General features: G+C 64.7%; 13 protein-coding genes. All 13 read right to left on the bottom strand.

Annotated elements, in window-relative coordinates:
- Positions 1-80: 80 nt before the first annotated feature.
- Positions 81-4,124: a carbohydrate-binding protein gene (locus VGN72_10815; protein HEV7299847.1), complete on the bottom strand. Its 4,044-nt coding sequence runs from the start codon at positions 4,122-4,124 to the stop codon at positions 81-83.
- Positions 4,125-4,318: 194 nt separating this feature from the next.
- Positions 4,319-6,220 carry a hypothetical protein gene (locus tag VGN72_10810; protein HEV7299846.1) on the bottom strand — a complete coding sequence of 634 codons (1,902 nt, stop codon included), beginning with the start codon at positions 6,218-6,220 and terminating at the stop codon, positions 4,319-4,321.
- 221 nt (positions 6,221-6,441) lie between these two features.
- Positions 6,442-7,161 carry a PEP-CTERM sorting domain-containing protein gene (locus tag VGN72_10805; GenBank protein HEV7299845.1) on the bottom strand — a complete coding sequence of 240 codons (720 nt, stop codon included), beginning with the start codon at positions 7,159-7,161 and terminating at the stop codon, positions 6,442-6,444.
- A 163-nt stretch (positions 7,162-7,324) separates the two neighbouring features.
- The gene (locus VGN72_10800; protein ID HEV7299844.1) at positions 7,325-9,181 is read right to left on the bottom strand and encodes a hypothetical protein; all 1,857 of its coding nucleotides are present in this window, start codon (positions 9,179-9,181) and stop codon (positions 7,325-7,327) included.
- Positions 9,182-9,442: 261 nt separating this feature from the next.
- Positions 9,443-10,264: a DUF1559 domain-containing protein gene (locus VGN72_10795; GenBank protein HEV7299843.1), complete on the bottom strand. Its 822-nt coding sequence runs from the start codon at positions 10,262-10,264 to the stop codon at positions 9,443-9,445.
- Positions 10,265-10,516: 252 nt separating this feature from the next.
- A complete protein-coding gene (locus VGN72_10790) occupies positions 10,517-11,716 on the bottom strand; it encodes a GntR family transcriptional regulator (GenBank protein ID HEV7299842.1) in 1,200 nt (399 codons plus the stop codon).
- 394 nt (positions 11,717-12,110) lie between these two features.
- The gene (locus tag VGN72_10785) at positions 12,111-13,283 is read right to left on the bottom strand and encodes an alginate lyase family protein (GenBank protein ID HEV7299841.1); all 1,173 of its coding nucleotides are present in this window, start codon (positions 13,281-13,283) and stop codon (positions 12,111-12,113) included.
- A gap of 697 nt (positions 13,284-13,980) precedes the next feature.
- Positions 13,981-16,146 carry a S8 family peptidase gene (locus tag VGN72_10780; GenBank protein HEV7299840.1) on the bottom strand — a complete coding sequence of 722 codons (2,166 nt, stop codon included), beginning with the start codon at positions 16,144-16,146 and terminating at the stop codon, positions 13,981-13,983.
- Entirely contained in the window at positions 16,146-16,880 is a 735-nt protein-coding gene (locus tag VGN72_10775) for an ATP-binding protein (protein HEV7299839.1), read from the bottom strand. Before VGN72_10775 ends, VGN72_10780 begins: the two co-directional genes overlap by 1 nt.
- Before the next feature lie 555 nt (positions 16,881-17,435).
- Complete coding sequence (locus VGN72_10770) at positions 17,436-18,221, bottom strand: hypothetical protein (GenBank protein HEV7299838.1); 786 nt, start codon at positions 18,219-18,221, stop codon at positions 17,436-17,438.
- A 4-nt stretch (positions 18,222-18,225) separates the two neighbouring features.
- Positions 18,226-18,525 (bottom strand): hypothetical protein, encoded by a 300-nt coding sequence (locus tag VGN72_10765; GenBank protein HEV7299837.1) that lies wholly within the window; start codon positions 18,523-18,525, stop codon positions 18,226-18,228.
- Positions 18,522-18,980, bottom strand: coding sequence for a hypothetical protein (locus tag VGN72_10760; protein ID HEV7299836.1), 459 nt, complete (start codon positions 18,978-18,980; stop codon positions 18,522-18,524). The genes VGN72_10765 and VGN72_10760 overlap by 4 nt, the downstream gene beginning before the upstream one ends.
- A gap of 102 nt (positions 18,981-19,082) precedes the next feature.
- On the bottom strand, positions 19,083-19,941 hold an 859-nt coding region (locus VGN72_10755; protein ID HEV7299835.1), incomplete at its 5' end, for a recombinase family protein.

The raw sequence follows: 19,941 nt of genomic DNA, 5'->3' as shown, positions 1-19,941 counted from the left end.
TCCGTTTTCGCGGGCCGGGCGGTGGGGCCGGTCCCATTCTTCGACTATCGGCACGATGCACGGTCGCTCAGGTAGCGCCCTTATGCCGGCACGACCTCCAGCCAGTCGACGTTGCCGGCATCCTGTCCGATGCTGGAGAGGACGATCGAGTTACTGGCGGCGAGCAGGTTGACGGTGATACTCACGGTCGTCCACGTGCTCCACGACCCGGTTGAAGCGAACGTAACACCCCCGGCAATCGACGAGCCGTTGACGCTCAGCCCTGCCGTGCGGGCGCCCGACGAGCCGCCGTTGGCGTAGCGGAACTTCAGCGTGTAGCTGCCCGCGGTGGCAGCGCTGACGTTGGACCACGTCGCCGTGCCGCCGTTGGTGGGGAAGTCAACGAACGTGCCCTCGGCCCCGGCGTGGTTGCTCGCGACGACGGCGCCGCCGGCGAGCGTCGCGTCCTCGGCTTGATGACGCGCCTGCGTCATCACCTGGGTCACCTCGATGAAGTTGATCTTGGAGTTGTTGCCGTCGCCAGCGGCGGCGGTGACGGTGAGCATGCCGTCGGTCACCGTCACGTCCCGCGTGGCGTCGAGGTACCTGTTGGTGCTGGTGACGGTGCCATCCAAAACGAGCGTACCCTCGGCGGCGACCTTGTACGTGCTGGTGCCCGAGGCGCGGGGGTCGCCGCCGACGATGCGGACGCGGTAAATGCCGTTGGGCACCGCCATTTCCCACCGCCGGCCTGGCGCCGTGTGCAGGGAGATCAGCGTGTCCCGCTGCTGGTCAGGCGCGTTGGCGCTGTCCTCGTCGACCGCGTAGTACCGCGGCTGGCTGCTGTCCCAACCGTAGGTGTATCCGTTGCCGCGGTCGCCGTAGAACAGTCCGTTGTCGGCCAAGAACCCGGTCGGCACCTCGACCGTCGTCGCGTTGCCCGAGGCGTCGGATTTGACGTCAGGCTGGAAGTTGACCTTCACGGACGAGAACGCGGAGGAGGTCGGGGGGCTCGTCACCCCCACCGGGACCGACGCCATTGCGTCGCCGGACGTGCTGCCGTACGCGCGGACGCGGTAGTAGTAGGTCTGCCCAGCCGCGACGGTGGTGTCCGAGAAGCTCACCGTGCCCCCAGCGCCACCCGACGACGCCGCGACGTTCGCGCCCACCTGTTTCCAGAGGCCCAGCGGGTCGGTGGCCCGCTCGACCTTAAACCCGCCCTCCACGGTCGACCGGTCCGTCCAGGTGAGGTCGATGCGGGTGGACGAAACCGCTTTGGGGACGAGCGTGTCGGGCGTGGAGGGCGGCAGGCCGGCATCACGGTAGAGCATGACCTTGCCCCACTCGTTCTCCTCAGCGAGCAGGACGTACTCGCCGTTGGACCGCTGGTGGGCGTTGATGGCGCGGGCCGTGTCGTACAGGCCCGTGGACTCGCCCACCTCTGGCCCCGGCGCGATGACCGAGACGCGGGCGCCGGTCTCGTTGCTGAAGGCCGTGATGTACCCGGGCTGGTTGGCGACGAACACGTAGCCGCCGGCCACCGATACCTGTGCCGGGACGTCGACTTCGTGCCCGTTGACAAACCGTCCCTTGAGTTCGCGCGTCGGCATCTCGGCACGCCACGCGAGGGCGGGCGAGCCGGTGAGCCAGCCGTCGTAGCGCATGAGCTCGGTGTTGTGCGCGCTGATGTACGCTGGGTTGGTCTTGTCGGGCCGGAGCTTGGTGCTGGCCAGGAAGTACATGCGGTCGTTGGCCGCGTCGTAGAACACTGACCGCCCGTAGATCGAGTCCACCTCGGCGGGCCGACTGTAGGCGACTGGGTCGAGGGCGTACGTGAGCCGGCCGTCGGCGGTGAGCGTCGAGACCCAACGCTCCATCGCGCGCCCGCCATGGTAAAACCAGACGTCGGCGTTGCCGTCGACGAACCATTGCGCGTTGTACTTCGTGTACGTCAGCACGGCGCTGATGTCGGTGTACTCGCCGGCCTCCATCTGGCCGTCGCCGTCGTCCTGCCACAGGATCGACGTCTTCTCCGCCGCGACGTTGGCACGGTTGAAGGGCCACTTGCTCACGTCGTCGGGGGCGTCGCCGTAGAAGAGGCTCATCGGCACCGCGATCTCGCCGTCGAAGCGGTAGGCGGAGAGTTTCTGGCCGCCGTTCCATCCCTGCGAGTAGGCGAAGAGGAACTTGGCGCCGCCCTTGTTGACGACCTGCACGCCGCCGCCGAGGTCTTCGTTGTTGCTCCCGATCCGGGGATCGTGCGGGTAGCGGAACGGGTCGAGCGTGACCGCCTGGTAGCGGCCGCCCCACTCGCCGCCCGGGGCGGTGTTGGCGTAGTTGAGGCTGTAGCGGTGCAGGGGCGAGTGGGCGTTCGTGTCCGCCGCCGGGTCGACGTGGGCGTTGGTCATCCCTTCCAGCCCATACCGCGCCCAAGTGGGCGTGCTGGCCGACGTGGACGCGAACTTGCGGATCTCGCTGCCGTCCTTGAGGTCGTTCGCGTCGAAACCGGTCCCGCCACCGCCGACGTAGATCGCCCCGGCGTTGTCGACGCCGACGGCGTAGGGGAACCACAGCTTCTTCGGGCCCCACGCGCCAGGCGTGGCGCCGCCGAAGACCCCGCCGGTGTCGCCGAACGTGCTCGATGCGGAGCTGATCGTCGACGAGCCGAGCGTGGCGCTGTTGTAGATCTTGACGTTCTGGTCGGGCCCCGAGTCGGCCACGAGCAGCCGGCCGTTGCCGGCGTCGAAGGTCAGTCCGCGCGGGTTCCACCCCGACGGTCCGTTGACAGTCCGCTGGAGCGTCCCGGTTGCCGAGTACCGGAGTACGCGCGGCGCGCTGGCGGCGTCGCCCGTCTGCGTGACCCAGAGATTCCCGCCCGCGTCGAGGGCGAGCTGCGCCGGCCGGGCGACGGCGAACGTGCGCTTGGCCCCGGCGGCGAGGTTGTTGGTGTCGAAGACGTGGATGGTCCCCGTGTCCCCGAGCGAGTCGGAGTACGTACTGAGGTAAAGCTCGTCCGCCGACTCGCTGACGGCGACCCCGCGCACCTTGCCGGTGGTGGAGACGGGCAGGAAGTTGCCGTCGCTCGCCCCGGTGAAGTTGGCTTTGCTGCCGTCGGGATCGAAGCGACGGATGCCGTAATGCGTGACGCCATTGCTGGTCCAGTTCCGGTCCACGTACAGGCGGCCGTCGCCGACGCCGATCGACTTGCCGGTGACGTACAGGCTCGCCTTCCACTTGCCGTCGGTGTCCATCACGACGCCCTCGGGCCCCTGCTCGTCGGGGCCGCCGGCGGTGTAAATTGTGCCCGTGGCGGGATCGACGTACATCGACCTTAGGTTCATCGGCACCTGCCGGTTCGCCCCCTCCCACGTGTTGCCAAGCCAGGACGTCTTGTGCTGGGGCCTGAGCTCGCTGACCGTCACGTCACTGGCGGTGCCCGTGACAGTGGTGGCGCTGGAGTGCGTGGAGCCGACGGCGAGCCCGAGGTGGATCGTGCTGCTCATGTCCGTTAGCTGGATTGCGCTGGCGGGCCGCCCCCAGTTCCCAGGGTGGTCGGAGCGGTAGATGCTGACGTGGTCACCCCATCGCATGATGCGGAACCAGTTGGGGCCGTTGAGTTCAACGCTCGTCTGATCGGTGGTGTTGAAGTACTTGATCTCCCTTGACGGGCCGCCCGGGGCGTCGCGGACGATCGTGTTGCCGTCGCGGCCACGGTGGAACGTGAAGGCATAGCGGCTGTCGGCGGCGAGCGTCTCGCGGACCATCAGCCCGAACCGGGCCGAGTCCGACTTGGTCGGCGAGAGCGTGTCGAGGCGGCCGACGATCTCGAAGTTGCCGGTCCGCTCTTGGTAGACGAAGCGGAAGTTCTCGCTCGTCTGGTTGGGCGCCAACGTCCGGGCGTTGCTGGCCACGGTGAACGTGCCATCGGCGTAGTCGGCGGCGACGGTCATACCATCGACGCCGACGTCCGCCACCGACCAGCCCGTCGGCAACGCGAAAAGCACGCGCTCTTCCAAGCGCTCGACCGCAAAAGGACGCGCCGCGTGGGACGTGCCGGCGCGCGTGGCATCGAGCGTCGCCGAGGCAACGGTGGCCGACGAACCGAACAGGCTGGCGATGGACGCGAATCGTGGGGCGAAAGACATGATCGGTATCCTCCGTATCGTAGATATGACCAGAACGGATCAGTGGCCGGCCCGATGGCTGCACACGCGTGCAGCGCTACCGATTTCGGACCGAAGTGGCAGGACCGTTGGCCGCACCGCGATCGGCCTCTACGACTGTGCGGCAACACCGCGCAGCAGCGATTGCGCTGGCCCTCGAAAGTGACACGGTCGCCTCAAAGCGCGCGGCGGCGGTGGCGGCACAACATGGCCGCTCCGCACAGCACCGGAAGCAACACGAGCGACGGCTCGGGCACGAGGCTCACCGCAAAGACGCGGGTGTCCCAGCGGTCCAACTCGAACTCGAAGGAACCCCTTCCGTCCCTCAACAGGAACTCGAAGCTGAGTTGGTCGTACGGGTTATACGTAGCGTCGAAACCGAGCAGGTCGGTCGCGACGCTGCCCTCGCCGGTAAAGGCCGGATCGACCGAGAGGGTGACCGTGACCGTGCGGCTGTCCATTCCGGTTGCCTGATTGTTGACGTCCGTGCGATTGGCTAACACCACGAGGCGCCCCTCTTGGTCGATGAAGGCAAAGCCGCTCGCCCCCTGGCTGAAGCGGATCGGCGCATCGACCAGATCCCACTGAGCGGGGGTATAGATCGGCGCGATGGCCTCAAGGCGCGCACGCTCCGCGGCGGGCATTCGCTCAAGGCCACTCGTGATCCACGCGGTGGGATGCGAGTCGCCGTCGAGGCTTGCCAGGGCCGCATCGCTGACGAAGTAGCCGGGCATGAAGCCGTTCTTCCCGGCGACTCGCACCTGGTCGTGCAGCGTCCAGTTCATGCGATCGTTCTCGAACGAGCGCTGCACCTCCTCGGAGTAGTAGACGGCAGCCCCGAACGGCTTGACGGGACGCACGTCCTGAAACAGGTTCCACACCGCGTCTGGCACGCGCCCGTTGTCATGGTAATGGCGCTGCACGCCCTGCACCGCCCGCCGCGCGTCACCGTTGCGTCCGGCGACGTGGGTCCACCCGGCGCTGAGCCAGCCCTCCTTTAGGTACTTTTGGCCATACTCAACTTTCTGGTCCAAGCTTAGCTTCAGCCCCTCGTTGGCGCTCGTTCGGTCGACGCTCGCCCAGAACGCGTCCTTGCTATTGTGGGTGGTGAGCGAGCTGGGCGCGCTCATGATCATGCTCATCTTCAGATCCGGCTCGTAGGCGGCGTGCATCCCGAGCCGCGGCGCGGTCTCGAATGACCGCTTGAGGTTTCGTACGTGATCGCCCTGGAGTTCGACCGACACGAAGGTCCAGTCGGCGACGCCCGACATCTGCGAATGGATCTGCCGGAAGTCCACCCCGTTGTCGCGGGCCTGTCCGGGCAGGTGAACCACTTGCATTTGAAACGCCACGGGGTCGCCCGTCGCCGCCTTGACCCGACGTAGCGTGCCGCCCCACATCTGGGCGTACTCCTTGCCCCAGAAGTCGTTCCACTGCGCGAACAACTTGTTGTGCGCGCTCCGGATGTACGTCGCCCGCTGCGCCGAGGTTGCCCCGGGCACCGTCACGCCGTGTAACTGTTCGAAGCGGTCGATTATGCCAAGGTTGAAGTCGAGCGTGCTCGTGGTGCCGTGCGGAATGCTGTCGTAGTAGTCCGCCACGCTCAGGCCCCGCAGCCCCTGGTTTACCATGTGCTGCGAGAGGCGCGCGCTCGTCCATTCGCCGTACGTCGTGGGCTGTCCACCGAGCCAGTCGGCCTGGTTCAACGGCATGGCAGGACTGACGTGGCCCCGCTCGCGCGTGCCTTCGGTGAACTGACTTCCATCATTCTTGATGGACCAGAGAGGCTTGCGATCCGTCAGCCAGCCATGCCACGCCACCATCGAGGGTTGGCTGGTTTCCGGGCCGCTCGGCCTGCTGTCGTGATAGGTCGAGGTCCAGCGGATCATGCCCATAAACGGGATGCGGCCGGTGCTCGCCATCTGCTGCAGGTTCCACCGGCGGTTGGCGGAGCCGACCGACGGATCGCCGAACCCCGTGTCGTCGTCCCAGTGGAGCTTCCTCGGCCCCAGGCCCCCACCGCCGCGACCGTCAAACCGGATGTCGCTCAGCAGCGGAGGCGATTGAGGATTGGGCACCACTTGACCCAACGCGACCGATCCGCCACAGGCCCACAGTGCGAGCATGCATAAGCCGGCAGACAACCGCATAACGCCGGACCGTTCGAGAGTGGAGACGTTCGGCATCGAATGCCCTCCGGTGATCTGACGACGGTGTGCGGCAGGAGATCGCGCGCCCACACCGACCTGTGCAAAGGCGGCGGCTCGTGTTTACACGGGCCCCCACCGAGGAGGACGTATTACCGGCGTCGCCGAACCATGAGCAATCCCGCGCCAGCTGCGGCCAGCGCAAAGGACGTCGGCTCGGGAACGACCGCCTCCGCCGTGGTCAACGTCAGGATCGGCTGATCACCAAGATCCGGATCGTTGGCGGTGTTGAAACGGTACCGGTCGTTGGTGCCGTCCCTATCCGGGTTGACCGGCGTCAGACGGACGAACAGGTATTCGCCTGCAGAATAGTTGGCCGCGAGAAAGCCGCCGAGCACGAGGGACTGGGATGCGTTCGTGGTGAGCCGGCCTTGGGAGGTTGACCCGGTCACGAAGTCGTCGGCGATCTTCGTCTGCCCCACCGGCCCGGCCGGCGTCTCGCCCTCTCCGAAGTCGCTCGCGAGGACCGTCGCTGAACTCCGGACCGCCAGAGCGTAGAGATCGACCCGTAGGTCTTCCGAATCATCCGCAGAGTAGCGACCGTCAAACACAGCCGACGTTACGCCCTCGCCAGCAGGCAGCGCCGGCAGCTGGAAGACGAACACCGGCGACCCGACGTTGTTATCGCTGCCATGGCCGACGAAGAAGGTGGCGTTGGTAGCGTCGATGACGGAGTTGTTGGACCGCGGCGCCGCATCGGCGGTGTTCCCGCTGATCGGAATGACGGCAGCTTCACCCATGACCGGGACGGCAGCCACGACCGCAGCTGACATGAGAACGGTTCGACACAAACCTGCGTTGTTCTTCCACATGCAAATTTCTCCTTCGAGTCTGGGGATCGGAATCCCGCCCATCGACAACGGCGTCAACGTGCGGGCGTCGCGCTGCGATCACAACGCGAGCGCGTAAAGACCTGGCCGCCTGCGGCACCGACACCACACGGTGCCAGCCGCGTCGCGGGCGTGATGTTTCACGTTATCGGGCCGTCGGTGCCGGTAGGTCGGTCTCGAACACGCGGCTGTCCCAGTGTTCGAGCGGGAGCGTGACGCTGCCGCGGCCATTGCTGACCACGAAGCTCAGCGTCTCGTTGCCGTCGATCAGCTCGCGGGCGGTGTAATTGCCATCGGCGACGCCCTCGAACTGGATCGTGATGTCGCCGCTCACGCGGTCCTTCCACTGCGACTGCGGGCGGGCGACCACGAGGATCGTCTTGCCGTTCTGGTCGACGAAGCCGAACCCCGTGGCCCCCTCGACGCGCATCGGCATCGGGACGCGGTCGGCCTTCTCGTAGTCGAGCAACGGCGCGATGGCCTCGATCTGCTTCCGCTCCTCGGCGGGAATCAGATCCAGATGGGAGGAGATGAAGGCGGAGGGGGCGACCTTCATGTTGTCCAGCGCCACATCGCTCACGCCGAAGGCCGGCGTGTAACCGCGGTCGGCGAACTTCTGGATGTCAAAGTCGAACCGCGACGTCTTCGCGTCCTCCTCCAGCGCCTTCTCGATCGCCACCGACCAGTACACCGCAGGGCCGAAGGGAGCGCTCGGCACGCGGGCCATGACCAGGTCGTTGACGTTCTTCGGCGCGCGGCCCTTGTTGCCGTGATTGCCGTGCCAACTCGCTGCGGCACGCCGCACGTCTCCGTCGCGCGTCGCGACGTGCGCCCACATCACGCCCAGCCAGTGTTGCTTGGTAAACTTGTACATGAACTCGGAGCGTTCCTCGTCGCTGGCGAACGTCAGGCCCGACCGCTTGTCGATGGCCGTCGACATCTTCTCGCCCTTGTGGTAGGTGACCGGGTTCGGGTCGCGCTCCGGCGACGATATCTGCACGCCGGCCAGCAGGTCCGGCTCGCGCGCGGCAAAGAGCGCCATGCGGGGCGTGGCGATCGAGATGTCCTTCAGGCCGCGCTCCGGCTCGGCCTGCAGTTCGATGCGCGGCAGGATGTGCGCTTGGCCAATCTTCTCGGTAAGAAGCCGGAGGTCCATGCCGCGACTGCGGTCGGCGGCGATCGCGTTGTGCGCGGTCTGGAAGATGAAGAGCAGCTGCTCGCCGTCCGTCTTCTGCGCATGCAGGTCGATCATGCGCTGCATCCACGTCGCCCACGAGTTGGCCATGTAGTCGACCCAGAGGGTCATGTGGTGCTGGCGGATGTACGCCGCCTGCTCCTCGACCGATCCGGTCGGGATCGACAGCCCGTTCTTCTCGGCGAACGCGGCGACGACCCGCGGGTTGAAGTCGGCGACGAATGCGTCCCCATTGGGAATGCCGTTCCAACCGTCGGCGAGGCTGAAGGCGTTGAAGCCGCCACGGCTCGAGAAGTCGGTCAGCCTAGCGGCGGACCAGTCGGCGAAGGTGGCGTTCTTCACCCCCTCGGGCCAGTCCTGCTCATCGAGCGGCATCGCTGGCGACACCCAGCCGCGCGCGACCAGCTCACCGTTGGCACGCCGCGCCTGGTAGTGCGGCCGCGCGTCGATCCACTTCACGAAGTCTGCCGCCCAGTCGTCGGGCTTGGCTGCCGCCTCCTTCTGGGCCTGCCCATAGAAGGCGCCCACCCATTGCATCAATCCCGCGTCGACGTAAGGCGTCTCGCCGCGCTTCCCGAGGTTCCGCCGTTTCGCGTCGGCGAGCGCCTTCGGGTCGTAGTTCTCCCAGAAGACCTTCTGCCAGGCGTACCCGCTCCGCATCTCCCCCGGCGAACTCACCTCCTCGATGTTCAGCGGCCGCAGGGCATCGGCGATCGGTGGAGCGTCGGCACCCAGGGCGTTGCCCGCGACGGAGGTGGCCAGGACGACACCGAGAAAACCGAACTTGGTATGATTGTAACTTTGCATGCCTTCTCCAGATGCCACACGACGCATGACGATGCGCGCGAGCGGCAAGATCAGATTCACGGTCGACGGGGCACGGGATCGAGCGGCTCGCTCAGACTTAGTGGAGAGCGTTGGCGGACGCCGCACACGATATGCCGCTATAGAACAAGCTGACTTCCGGTTCACTCCTCGAACGGTCCCCAGGCATACGCCGCGGGAACCTCACCGGGCATCTGCGGATAGTCCTCATGTGATCAGCCCAACCTCGAGCGGGAGCGACGTCTACTTACCGTCATTCCATCCCGGGTGGTCGTACATCATGTAGACCTGGCGGGCACTCGAGCCGCCGAACTCGTCCCACCTGATCACCGTCACCCGTCCGTCGAGAAACAGGAGTGACCGGCTCGGGACCTTGAGCGGGTGCATGGAGGCCAGTGCCGTCGCGCTCCCCTTCTCCGACGGCCAGTTTTCGGCGGGCTGGTTGTTGGCGTTGTAGCCGAAGGTGTTGGAGATGCTGGCGGCCGTGCTGCGGCGACAGCCGAGAATGGCGATGTCGCTGCGACCCGACATCCGGGAGCCCGACGGCTTTATCCGCACGGAGTTGATCGCCTCGTCGGCGTCCCATGCCGGCGAGCTCGTGTTGGCCGTCGCGGCCCGGTTCCCGGTGTTCAACCAGTACGACCGTCGCTGCGACGCACCCTGCGCCGACCCACGCTCCTCGTCGAACGGGCACTGCCAGACCCGCATGGCGTCGCCGATCGGTGGCGCCGCGTTTACGTTCCAAGTTACGCGGGTCCCGAGATTGCCGGCGATCGCCTCGTCCCAGCCCGTGCCCTTATAGGAGTAGCCTTCACCGCCCGGCACAGGCTCGTAATCCTGCCCGCGTGCCGCAGGGAAGAACCCCCGGTGTTCGCTCGCGTAAGCCTGCAGCGCGACCCCGATCTGCCGAGCGTTGGACTGGCAGACCAACAATCTGGCCGATATGCGCGCCTTGTTCATCGCGGGAAGCAAAATGCTTATGAGCAAGGCGATAATACCGATGACGACGAGCAGTTCCACGAGCGTAAAGCCGTGACGATGTTCCGAGGTAGGGGTGCGTGACATGACGTGTCTCCTTCCGACGTTATCAAGTAGCCGGACCCGTTGGACCGGCAGGACGTGCCGCGCGAGCCGTGAGATCGGCCGAGGTTCGTTCTTTGCCGCACCCAATTTGATGGGTGAGGCTATCAAAAATAACTAATGCCCACAGTCCGACATGTTCGACACGGAGCGAGGGCCGAGGGAACCAGCCGGACTCAAATGACGGCGCCACGGGCACTGGCGGCCAGCAAGCCGGTCGCCGTCCGAATGCGATCGTCAAGCCGTCCGGTCTCCCGCCGCCGGTTCGACCACCACCAACTCGGGCTCGACCAGCGCGTGCTGCGGTCCCGCCGGCAGTTCACCACGTCCGCGGGCCAGAATCATGTCCACTAGGGCGCGACCGATCTTCGGGTTCAGTTTGTCGACCGTCGCCGCGGGGACCGTCGGCTCCCACTCACGCTCTGCGGCACCAGACCAATAGTTGTCGTAGCCCACGATCGTCACGTCGCGACGCGGATCCTTCCCGAGCACGCGGCAGGCCGCGGCCACAGGCAGGACCTGCGCATCGGTCAGCACCATCAGCGCGTCCACCGGATTGGGCCCCAGGAGGTGATCCGCCAGATACCCCGCCAAAAGGCGCTTGGTGGTCTCGAACCGGTGGCGCAGCGATTCGATCCCGTAATCGGGCGACCTGGAAAAGCCCAGTGGCGGCAACACATCGAGTCGCGCTTCCCGCATCGCCCGCTCGTAACCAGCATCCCGGCGCGCGACCCAAGCCAGCCGGCCCGGCGTATCGGGAGAGTCCCAACATCGAAGTATTCGGCGGCAACCCCGACCGATCAGGAATCGCGTCAACTGATACTCGCCCGACTCGTGGTCGGAACTGACCGTGTCGAACTCGTCGACCGATGGATCGTGCCCGTACACAACCGCAGGCACACCCGCGGCCACCACTGCGCTCAGCACGTCTCGACGGGCCATCGACCCGCCGTCATAGCGAAAAGCGATCACCCCGCGCGGGCGCTCGTGCAGCAGGCGACGCAGGCGCGCGCCGTCCAAACGGTTGGGCTGCAACGTCAGGGCGTGCAACTCTGCACCGCGGATCGCCTCGACGGCACCAAGACTAATATGATGACTGAAGCCCGGCTGCGGCCGCAGAGGCGCGTCCGGCGACGGAGGATCGGCGAGAATGGCGATCGTGTCGCCCATGATCCCCCGCACCTCTACCGGCCCGGCCTTGTCGGTGAGAACCCGCCCCCGCCCTTCGACCCGCACCAGTCCCTCTGACTCGAGTTGCCTTAACGCCCCCCGCACGGTCATCCGCGCAACCCCCAACCGCTGGGACAGCGCCTCTTCGGACGGCACGCGACCGCCAGGCACAAACAACCCTTCCTCAATCCAGCGGCGCAACGACCGCAACGCTCGCCCCCCCGCGGTCTCACCCGTAATAATGTCGTTATCAGTTTGCAACGGCATTGCGTGCCCCACGAGGTCATACTTGGCGCCGACTACACAACGACACCATACAACATCCTAGACTAAAAGCAAACCGATCGTACATTTTCAGTCTATAAACGGTATATCCCTTCCGCCGACGCTGCTTCAGAGGTCCCACACCCCGCCATTCCGGTAATCATAATCCTTTTCTGAAAATATACTTACCACTCGAACATCGACCACCCAACCCAGCCTTTCATCGACCGAAGCAGCATGAACTTACGTTTGGATTGGAGACGGGTCACCGAATCAATCGTGCTGTGAGCGTGTCCAGCCACCGTTCGGTCTACTACCAGTACAGCACCATTGTGAATGGTTTGCCAGGAAGAGTACATTTGCCCTACGTTAGTCGCTGATGCGCATGGGGGTATCATCACTTCTCGATCTGCGGCTCCGGGCGGGCCGCGGCTTGAACGAGGGTCCTCCACGTCGGGAACCGGGTAGACGGCGAACCCGCCAGCTTGGCCACCAGCGGTAGAAGGTTGGGATCGAAGTAGGACGCCTGCTCCAACTCGTCCAGCGCGTCCTGCGGGTCGAACAATTTGCCCGGTTGATACGCCGACAACCCAGCCGCCGCGCGGCGACGGTCGAGGTCGACGGTCGTGTTGACCCACTCCTGCCGCGTCAGGGTGCCGTCGGCGTAAGGAACGAGGTAGTCCAAGCTTTTCTTCACCGAACTGCCGGTGGGCGATTCCCAGCGATACCAGTCTCGGTCGTCCCCACGGGCGAACGTCGCGATGTCCAGCAGCGGGGCCAGCGCGCTGCTGTGATACGTGAGCGTGTCGCGCCGCTTCAGGTCCTCGCTGGTGCCATCGGGGTACAGGCCGGTCGTCACGAACTGCTCGAAGCCCACCCGCACGTCGCGCAGCAGGTCGCGGTCGTCCAGCGACAGGGCGACCAGCGCCATCAGGCGCAGGCGCTTCGTATAGCGGTTCGTACGGCGTTCCGTTTGCTCCCGGGCGGCCGCACGATGCTTGCGGCCCATCTCGTTCAACCAAGTTTGAAACTGCGTGGCCTGCGCGTCGGTCATCCGGCCGCGCAGGGCACTGCCGGCGATGATGACCGGCAGGAGCTTGTTGTCGTTGACGTCATTGCCGGTCGGCGTGTACGTCGCCGTCCACGCGGCAACGTATTCGACACATTTGGCTGCGGCCCGCGCGTCGTCAGACGCCTGCCACCACTCGAACATCGCCGCCAGCGCGTCCATGTCCGCCAGGTGCTCGACCGTCCGCACACGGCGCGGGTCGGTGTTCACGAGCCCCTCGTACTCGATCTTCGCCAGCGGCCTGGGCGTCGCGTCGAGCAGCCTTCGTGCCTCGGCCGCTCGCCGATCGAACAGCGCGCCGGCGTCCGGGTCGCCAGCGACGATCAGCCGCAACCGCTGGCGCTCCGCCGCGTCCAACGGCAACAGGTCGCGGATCGTGAGCTCACCCACCTCCTCACCGAACACGGACGACATGGGACCAATCAGCAGCGCCAACAGCACGCAGGCAAATTGCAGATTGAAGCACCGGCGGATGGGGTACAGAAAGTTTCGCGTTGGCATAATGACCTCGCGTAAGGATATTCCAGATAAAGTTGACGACGGCGGCCTGGGTGTACGTGCGCGTGGCAAGCCTTGGATTGCGAGTTCCCTATTACACGCAGCGGGATGGGCACGCAAGACGCTCCGAACGCTGCGGGTTCCGCGACCCGATTTATGAGCCAAGCAAGGCAACGGGAGACGAGGACTCTTCGGTATGCTCTGGCATGTCGTCGCTCCTCAGAAAGCGATGGCCACGGCCTCGGGTGCTTGTAACACCGCGAGGCCATTTTGTTGCGCGCGGCACGCTGCCGGGCGCTGGCGGGACATTGCTCGATGTGGGGCGGGACAGCAAGTTGAATGTGGATACAGCGAAATCTATGAATACGAGGGTGTGCTAACTGAGGTCCATTTCGACGCCTACTTCCGTGGAAATCGCCGTCTCAGCCTCGATAAGCGCGTATAGATTCACGTCCGCTTTCGGTGTCTCGATCGTAACGACCAAGCTGTACCTCGCCCGACTCGTCCACTGTTCGAGGTGCGGCCGTTCTTTCCACCACCCGGTCACAGGATAAACGGCCAACCGGTTTGAATCTGCCAGTTCCGCCGCTGAACCTTCCCACCAGTCCGAATGGAGAGAGCCGTGTGTCCGGCCATTCTCGCCGACGACCCAGTTACGGCTTTCGCCGACAGGCTTCGGTCGCCCAGCTGCCTCATCCCATTAATTACGTGAGATTCGTTGCCGGAATTCGAACTCGTTCTCCAGTGGGCGAATGACGTCGAAGCGTAAACCGTGTGATTGATATCGATGACGTTTCTGCCAGCCGATCCGACCCGGGCTAGGTTCGACAAAGTAGGATAGAGTTACTCGCATCGAAAGCTGCGTGTCCCCCAGACCCAGCAACGCCTCACGCGGCCATGGAAGCTGGTGGATGTGCATCTCATTCGTCTGCACATCGTCGCCGACCTTCGTGTAGGGCTGTAAATCGCCTTCGAAGATCATCGTGACTGAATGTTCGGCGCTCCACAACGCCTTCGACAGTCGCGGAATGCCGTAGCCGTAACAGCGAAGTCGCTGTTGCACGCTAGCGCGAGCCGAACCCGGGAAACGAGTCCTCATTGCGTCTGTCCACCTTGCCGAATGTACGAGCAGCGCGCGAATCGTTTCTGGCCAGTAGCGGGGATAGTGGCTCGCGATGATCGCCCCGAGCCGGGCACCCGCTGCCGTAGCCGCGCTCGTGTCACCGGTTGTCGCGAGACGTTTTCCATCGGATTTCATCACTGTGGTCAGCACTGACAGATCGTCAAGGCTCGTCCGATCGCCGTCTTTCTCGATATAGTTCCCGCCCTCCAGCACGAGGTCTGGCTTCAACGGCCAACCTCGGTGCAGTTGCTCAGGCCATGCTAACGAGGTGCGACTGGCAGGAGCCAGGTCACCGCTTTCGGCCATGACCTGCCAGTCCCGGTAATCCGGGTCCTTGACGAACGCTTTCTCGGTAATCGCACCTACGGTGACCGCGTTCCAAGATTGCCCGGGATCTTCGAGTCCTCCGCATTCGCAGTTCCACTGGTGGTACTTGTAGCCGACCGTTGAGAACTCGCTGCCGACGTTACCTGCCGCAATGAACATCAGGCGTCTAGTTTGGTCGAGGTGCCCCGAACACATCTGGTCGATCGCCGCCGACCAAGAGGACGGCAACGCCTTATCATCGGTGTCACTCGTGATCGTAAGACAGATGCTTCGCAGTCGCTGAGGAGCTTGCACCTCGGCTCTGGCGACCGCCTCCTGTGTCAAAGCGCCGTACAGGTCGGGTTCGTTGCTACCTACGGGAGGGAGAAGCTTGACCGATTCGAGCCGATGCCGCAGGACGTAGGGCCCGGTACTGTCAAAGAGGTCAGTCAGGCAACCGTAAAGCGCGACACCCGCCATGGCGGTACCGTGCTGCCCACTGTCGTGGTCGGAACTACCCCATTCCGGGCGAAGTGCTTGAACGTCGTCTTCGTCTAGAGCGATTGCCAAAAGCGGATGGCCGCGATTGACACCAGTATCCAGCAAGCAGACCGCAGGTGCATCTGGGGCAGGCTTCACAATCCTCTGCTCAGCATCTTCGATGTAATCACGTTGGTAGCGCGGTGGTAGCGTCACGTACTCTGACGCTAACTCCTTTGCACGACGAAGCTCGGCAAGTTCGGCGAGAAGGTCTAACGAACTGCTGAGCTGTTCCTGAGTGCCACAAGCTAACGTGACGACCCGCTCGGGAAATGAAATGCTTTGATCGATGGTCCGAAGACCCGCAGCCACAAGTTGGCTCCTGAAACGGCTAAACGTGCCACTGGCCCCGCCTGGACCGAGCCGAATCCAAACTTCCCACCAGACCTGCTCGTTGGGCGCCGGGAACGCGGAGGGATCTTGCCATAGATCCCGCAGGGCAGCGAGGCTAATGTTGCTGATGCTTTCGATCAGGTTCTTATTGCGATAGTTGCCGCTTTTAGACGCTTTCCTCTTATAAGCTTTTATCAAATTGAAGAAGACTCGCAGCTGCCCGGTTTGAACTCGGATCGTGGCAACCTCAACATCACCGTCGTTCTTGACGCTCTGAAGCTCAATGCCTTGAGCAGGACGTTCGAGGCTGCTGAGCATAAGCTTGTGGCCGGGCTCGCTGCGAAACGTGTAAACGAACGCTTTGGCGCCGCCTTCGATGCCTTGTTCCTCGCTAGCCTGACGTGCTGCAACAGAAGCCTGAAAGAGTTCGCCTTCAAGTTTGGCAGCGTGTGTTAAACGATCGCGTGGGGGCAGCTTGAACTCTACGCCTCCTCCGCCCCCGGCGTACTTGTAGCGACGTGTATCAGGCTTTGCAGCAATCCGAAGGTGCGACTTCTCGCTCATTACCTACCCCGACCCTGAGTCCGTGTCTTGTGCATCGCCTGACGCGTAAGCAGTGCGGCGGCCAACAAGGCTGGGTCAATTTCGCGAGAGTCGCTCATGACCGCTTGTTTCGCCGCCTCGTCACATGCTCGCGCGATATCCGCGTGGCTCAACCCGCGCGCCGCCCTCGCTATCGCGTTCCACTTCAGACCAGAGATGTTAAAGCTGCCAAGCCGGTTCTCGATCAAGGTCCGAATCATCGGCCCCGTGGCCAAGCCGTACTCGATGACGTCATCAAAACGACGGAACAGGGCTTCGTCAAGCATTCCGACGAAGTTCGTAGCGGCGACGACGATGCTGTCCGAGTCATCACGCTCTAGTAGCTGAAGGAACGAATTGAGGACGCGGCGAATCTCTCCAACGTCGTTCCGTGCTGCACGAGTCGCACCGATCGCATCGAACTCGTCAAAGAGGTAAACGCCCGGAGCCCTCCCCATGGCCTCAAAGACGAGGTGAAGCTTGGCTGCGGTCTCGCCCATATATCGTGTAATCAGGCTGTGAAGCTGAACGAACATTAGGGGCAACTTGCACTCACCCGCTATGGCCGAAGCGGTCATCGTTTTGCCGCAGCCGGGGGCTCCGATTAGCAGCAACCTTCGCTTCGGCGTAAGTCCATGGGAGCGTAGCCGATCCCTCTGCTTGTATTGTCGCACCACCTCTGTAAGGCGATTGGTAATGGAACCGGGCAACACCATGTCCGAAAGTCGGGTTGTCGGATAGGACGCCTCCACGAGACCCGTCAACTCACCGGCGGGCCTAGCAATGGGAACTGCCCGAGGGCCAGCCGCAGCCGATTGGACACGTTGCAGGTCGTCGACCAGCGTCTTGAGTTCTTGAGCTAGCTGCGTGTTACCCTTACGAGAGGCGTGCGAAGCGATCTGCATGGCGATTGATCGGAACCGATCATCGTCGCCATCGGCATGACTACGGAGCAGTGCCTTCAATTGTTCAGCGGTCGCCAATGCTGCTCCAAATCCGGGGATCGGTAAGTTCGACTGGACTGTCGTACCGCTAGGATAATCATAGCGTCTAGGCCCCATGGCCACCACGAGGAACCTCGTTGATCCGCAAGTCCTATAAGTGCGCGACGGAACGGAACATCGGCAAGCCAGTGGCCGGGTAGTGAGTGCAAGACATGAAGGCGCCCTGCGTTTAGTCCCGTGGTCGTGTGGCTGGACACGGCACCAATCGCGTCCGTTGCCAACGACTGGTGTATCGGCAACGAGCTGATCCTCGTTGCCCGTCGCCCCTCACCCAAACCGCTTCCCCCACCCGTCTGCCAGCAGCTGCTCGTACTCCGCCCGGCAATCGTCCCGCGGCTGAACGGCCGGGCGCTTCGCCCGCATCGCCTCGACCTGTTCCACCACCGTCGGCACGTGTGCCCGCATCACGACATCCCCGCTCACGCCCACGTGGGTGGTGCAGAACGCGTCCCACGCCGCCCAGGTGCCCAGCACGTTGCCGACCAGCCGCCGCACGATCGACCGGTGGAACCCCGCCACTCGCTTGTTGGCCAGCTCGACCCACAGCTTCGGTGCGTCCCACGCGTCCAGCTCGCGTAGCTGCTTCGGCGTCGGTTCCCACGTCTCGTCGACCTCTTCGGTGAACACCGACAGGCCCGTGCCCGCTCGGGCCTCGGCTAGGTACGCGTCGACGTCGAGGTAGTCGCCCTCCTCGTCCCCCACCTCCATCGGCGGGGACTGCAGCGGCTCCAACCCCTGCCCCAATCGCCAGCCGGCCAGGAAGCAGAACTCGGCGGCCATCGCGTGCGGGCTGGTCAGGTACGGTGTCATCTCCTCCACCGACTGGAAGATGCGCAGCTTGGCGAGCATCACGCGCAGGTCGGCCGAGATGGCCAGGGCGAGGACGCCGATGTACAGGCGCCGCTCCTCGAACGCCGGGTCGTCGATCTTGTAGGCGGCACGTGGGCAGGAATAACGCAGCTTCTTCACCTCCGCCCAGTCCTCGCGCGCCATCGCCTCCATCAGCAACGACAATCGTTCCGTCGGCGTGAACTGGTCGTACAACGTGTCCATCGTGCTAACTCCGCTTCTGGTTCGCCTGCCGCTGTTCCCTCGCCCGCAGCTTCAGCACCCGCTCCACCGCTTCGAGGCGATCCTGTACGTCCCGGCTGTCCATCGCACGTAGAACGACCGCCGACAGCCCCACCAGCGTTCTAGCCTTCTCTGTGGGGTCGGCACCGACGTCGCCCCGGACCGCCCCCGCCTGCTCGGCCAGGATGGTGAGCACGTCGGCGGGCGTATCCAGCGGCAGGGGCGGTGGTGGCACCTGACGGCGCCGCAGCAACTCCAGGTTCTCCACGCGGCGAACGAGGTTCACGACTGGTCCTCCAATGCGCGCGGTTGTGGCGGCTGAGACAGTGCCTGCTCCAGCACCTCGACCCGCACCGCCAGGTCGTCCAGCTCGATCCCCTCCCGGCCGAACTTCAGCAGCACCGCCGCGGCGGCCACCTTGGCGTTGGCCGATGCCCCCGCGTCGTTCATCATCTTCACCAGCGTCGCCACCGCGACCGGGGCGTAGCGTTGTGTCAGGCCGATCGCTTGGCCGAACGCTTCGCGGCGGGCGGCCAGCAGCGTGTTGCGGAAGCGCTCGCGTCGCATCCAGCTGCGCAGTGTCCGGGACGACACGCCCGCCGCCATGGCCGCCTTCTCCATCGTCTGGCCCTGCAGCAGTTGCTCGATCGCCTGCCCCTGGCGGGCCGAGAGGCCGGGGTAGTCGGCGACGACCTCGCCGGTTTCTGCCGTGGATTGCGGCGGCTGATTACCACGCGCCACAGCCCCTCCCGCCCCCGGGCCGGGATAACCAGATTAATGACTTGACGTGTGTTGGCACCCATGGACACATGTCCGTCACCGGGGCCGGGATGGCCGGCCCCTTCAGGAGTTCAACGCAGGAGCGAACATGACGAAGGACCAGGTACAAGTGGGCGAAGCGTACGAGGCGAAGGTCAGCAGCCGGTGGGTAGGGGTGACCATCCTCGGCCCGGCCAAGACCGGGTGGAACGCCGTCAGCGACATGGGCAAGCCCGTGCGGGTGAATGACGTGCGCCACCTGCGCCCGGCGGCTGCGGAACCCGAGGCCCCGCAACGCGCGCCAGAGGCCCAACACGAGGCGATCGCGCCCGCAGGCGACCCTGAGCCCGCCGAGGTCGCACCAGCCGCAAAACGGCCCGCAAAGGCGAAGACGACGGTGGCAGCGCCCGCCAAGGAGGCTGAGCAGCCGAAGGAGGACGCCCGCAAGGGCAAGCTCGGGCACGTGTCCCAGCCCCGTTTGTGGGCGTTGAGGCAGATGTAGTAGCTGTAGCGCTTGCTCCCCTTGCTGGTGTAGGTGTGGCCCATCGAGCAGTCGCAGGGGCTGCACCGCAAGAGCCCCTTGAGGATGGCGCCGTAGCGGTTGCGGACGGCGGCACCGCCCGTCTTGCCGTTGCGGGCGAGCACCGCTTGGACTTTCTGGTACGTCTCCTCATCCACGATCGCGGCATGTTCCCCGGGGTGGACCTCGTCCTTGTACCGCACCTTGCCGGTGTACACGACGTTGGTCAGCAGCTGGTGCAGCGTTGACTTGTTGAACGGCTGGCCACCCCGCGGCGTGCCGTCCCGGCCGACCCACGCCTTCGTCGTCCACCCGAGGGCAGTGATCGCCGTGACGGCCGGGATCAGGGCCCGGTTCTCCAGGTAGGTCGCGAAGATCCGCCGCACCTGCTCGGCCTCCGTCTCGTTCACCGCCAGCTTGGGC

It is taken from the genome of Tepidisphaeraceae bacterium, from assembly GCA_035998445.1.
In the GTDB taxonomy this organism is placed as follows: domain Bacteria; phylum Planctomycetota; class Phycisphaerae; order Tepidisphaerales; family Tepidisphaeraceae; genus DASYHQ01.
Note: the sequence above shows the minus strand (reverse complement) of the source record. Positions and strands in the feature narration are given on the sequence as shown.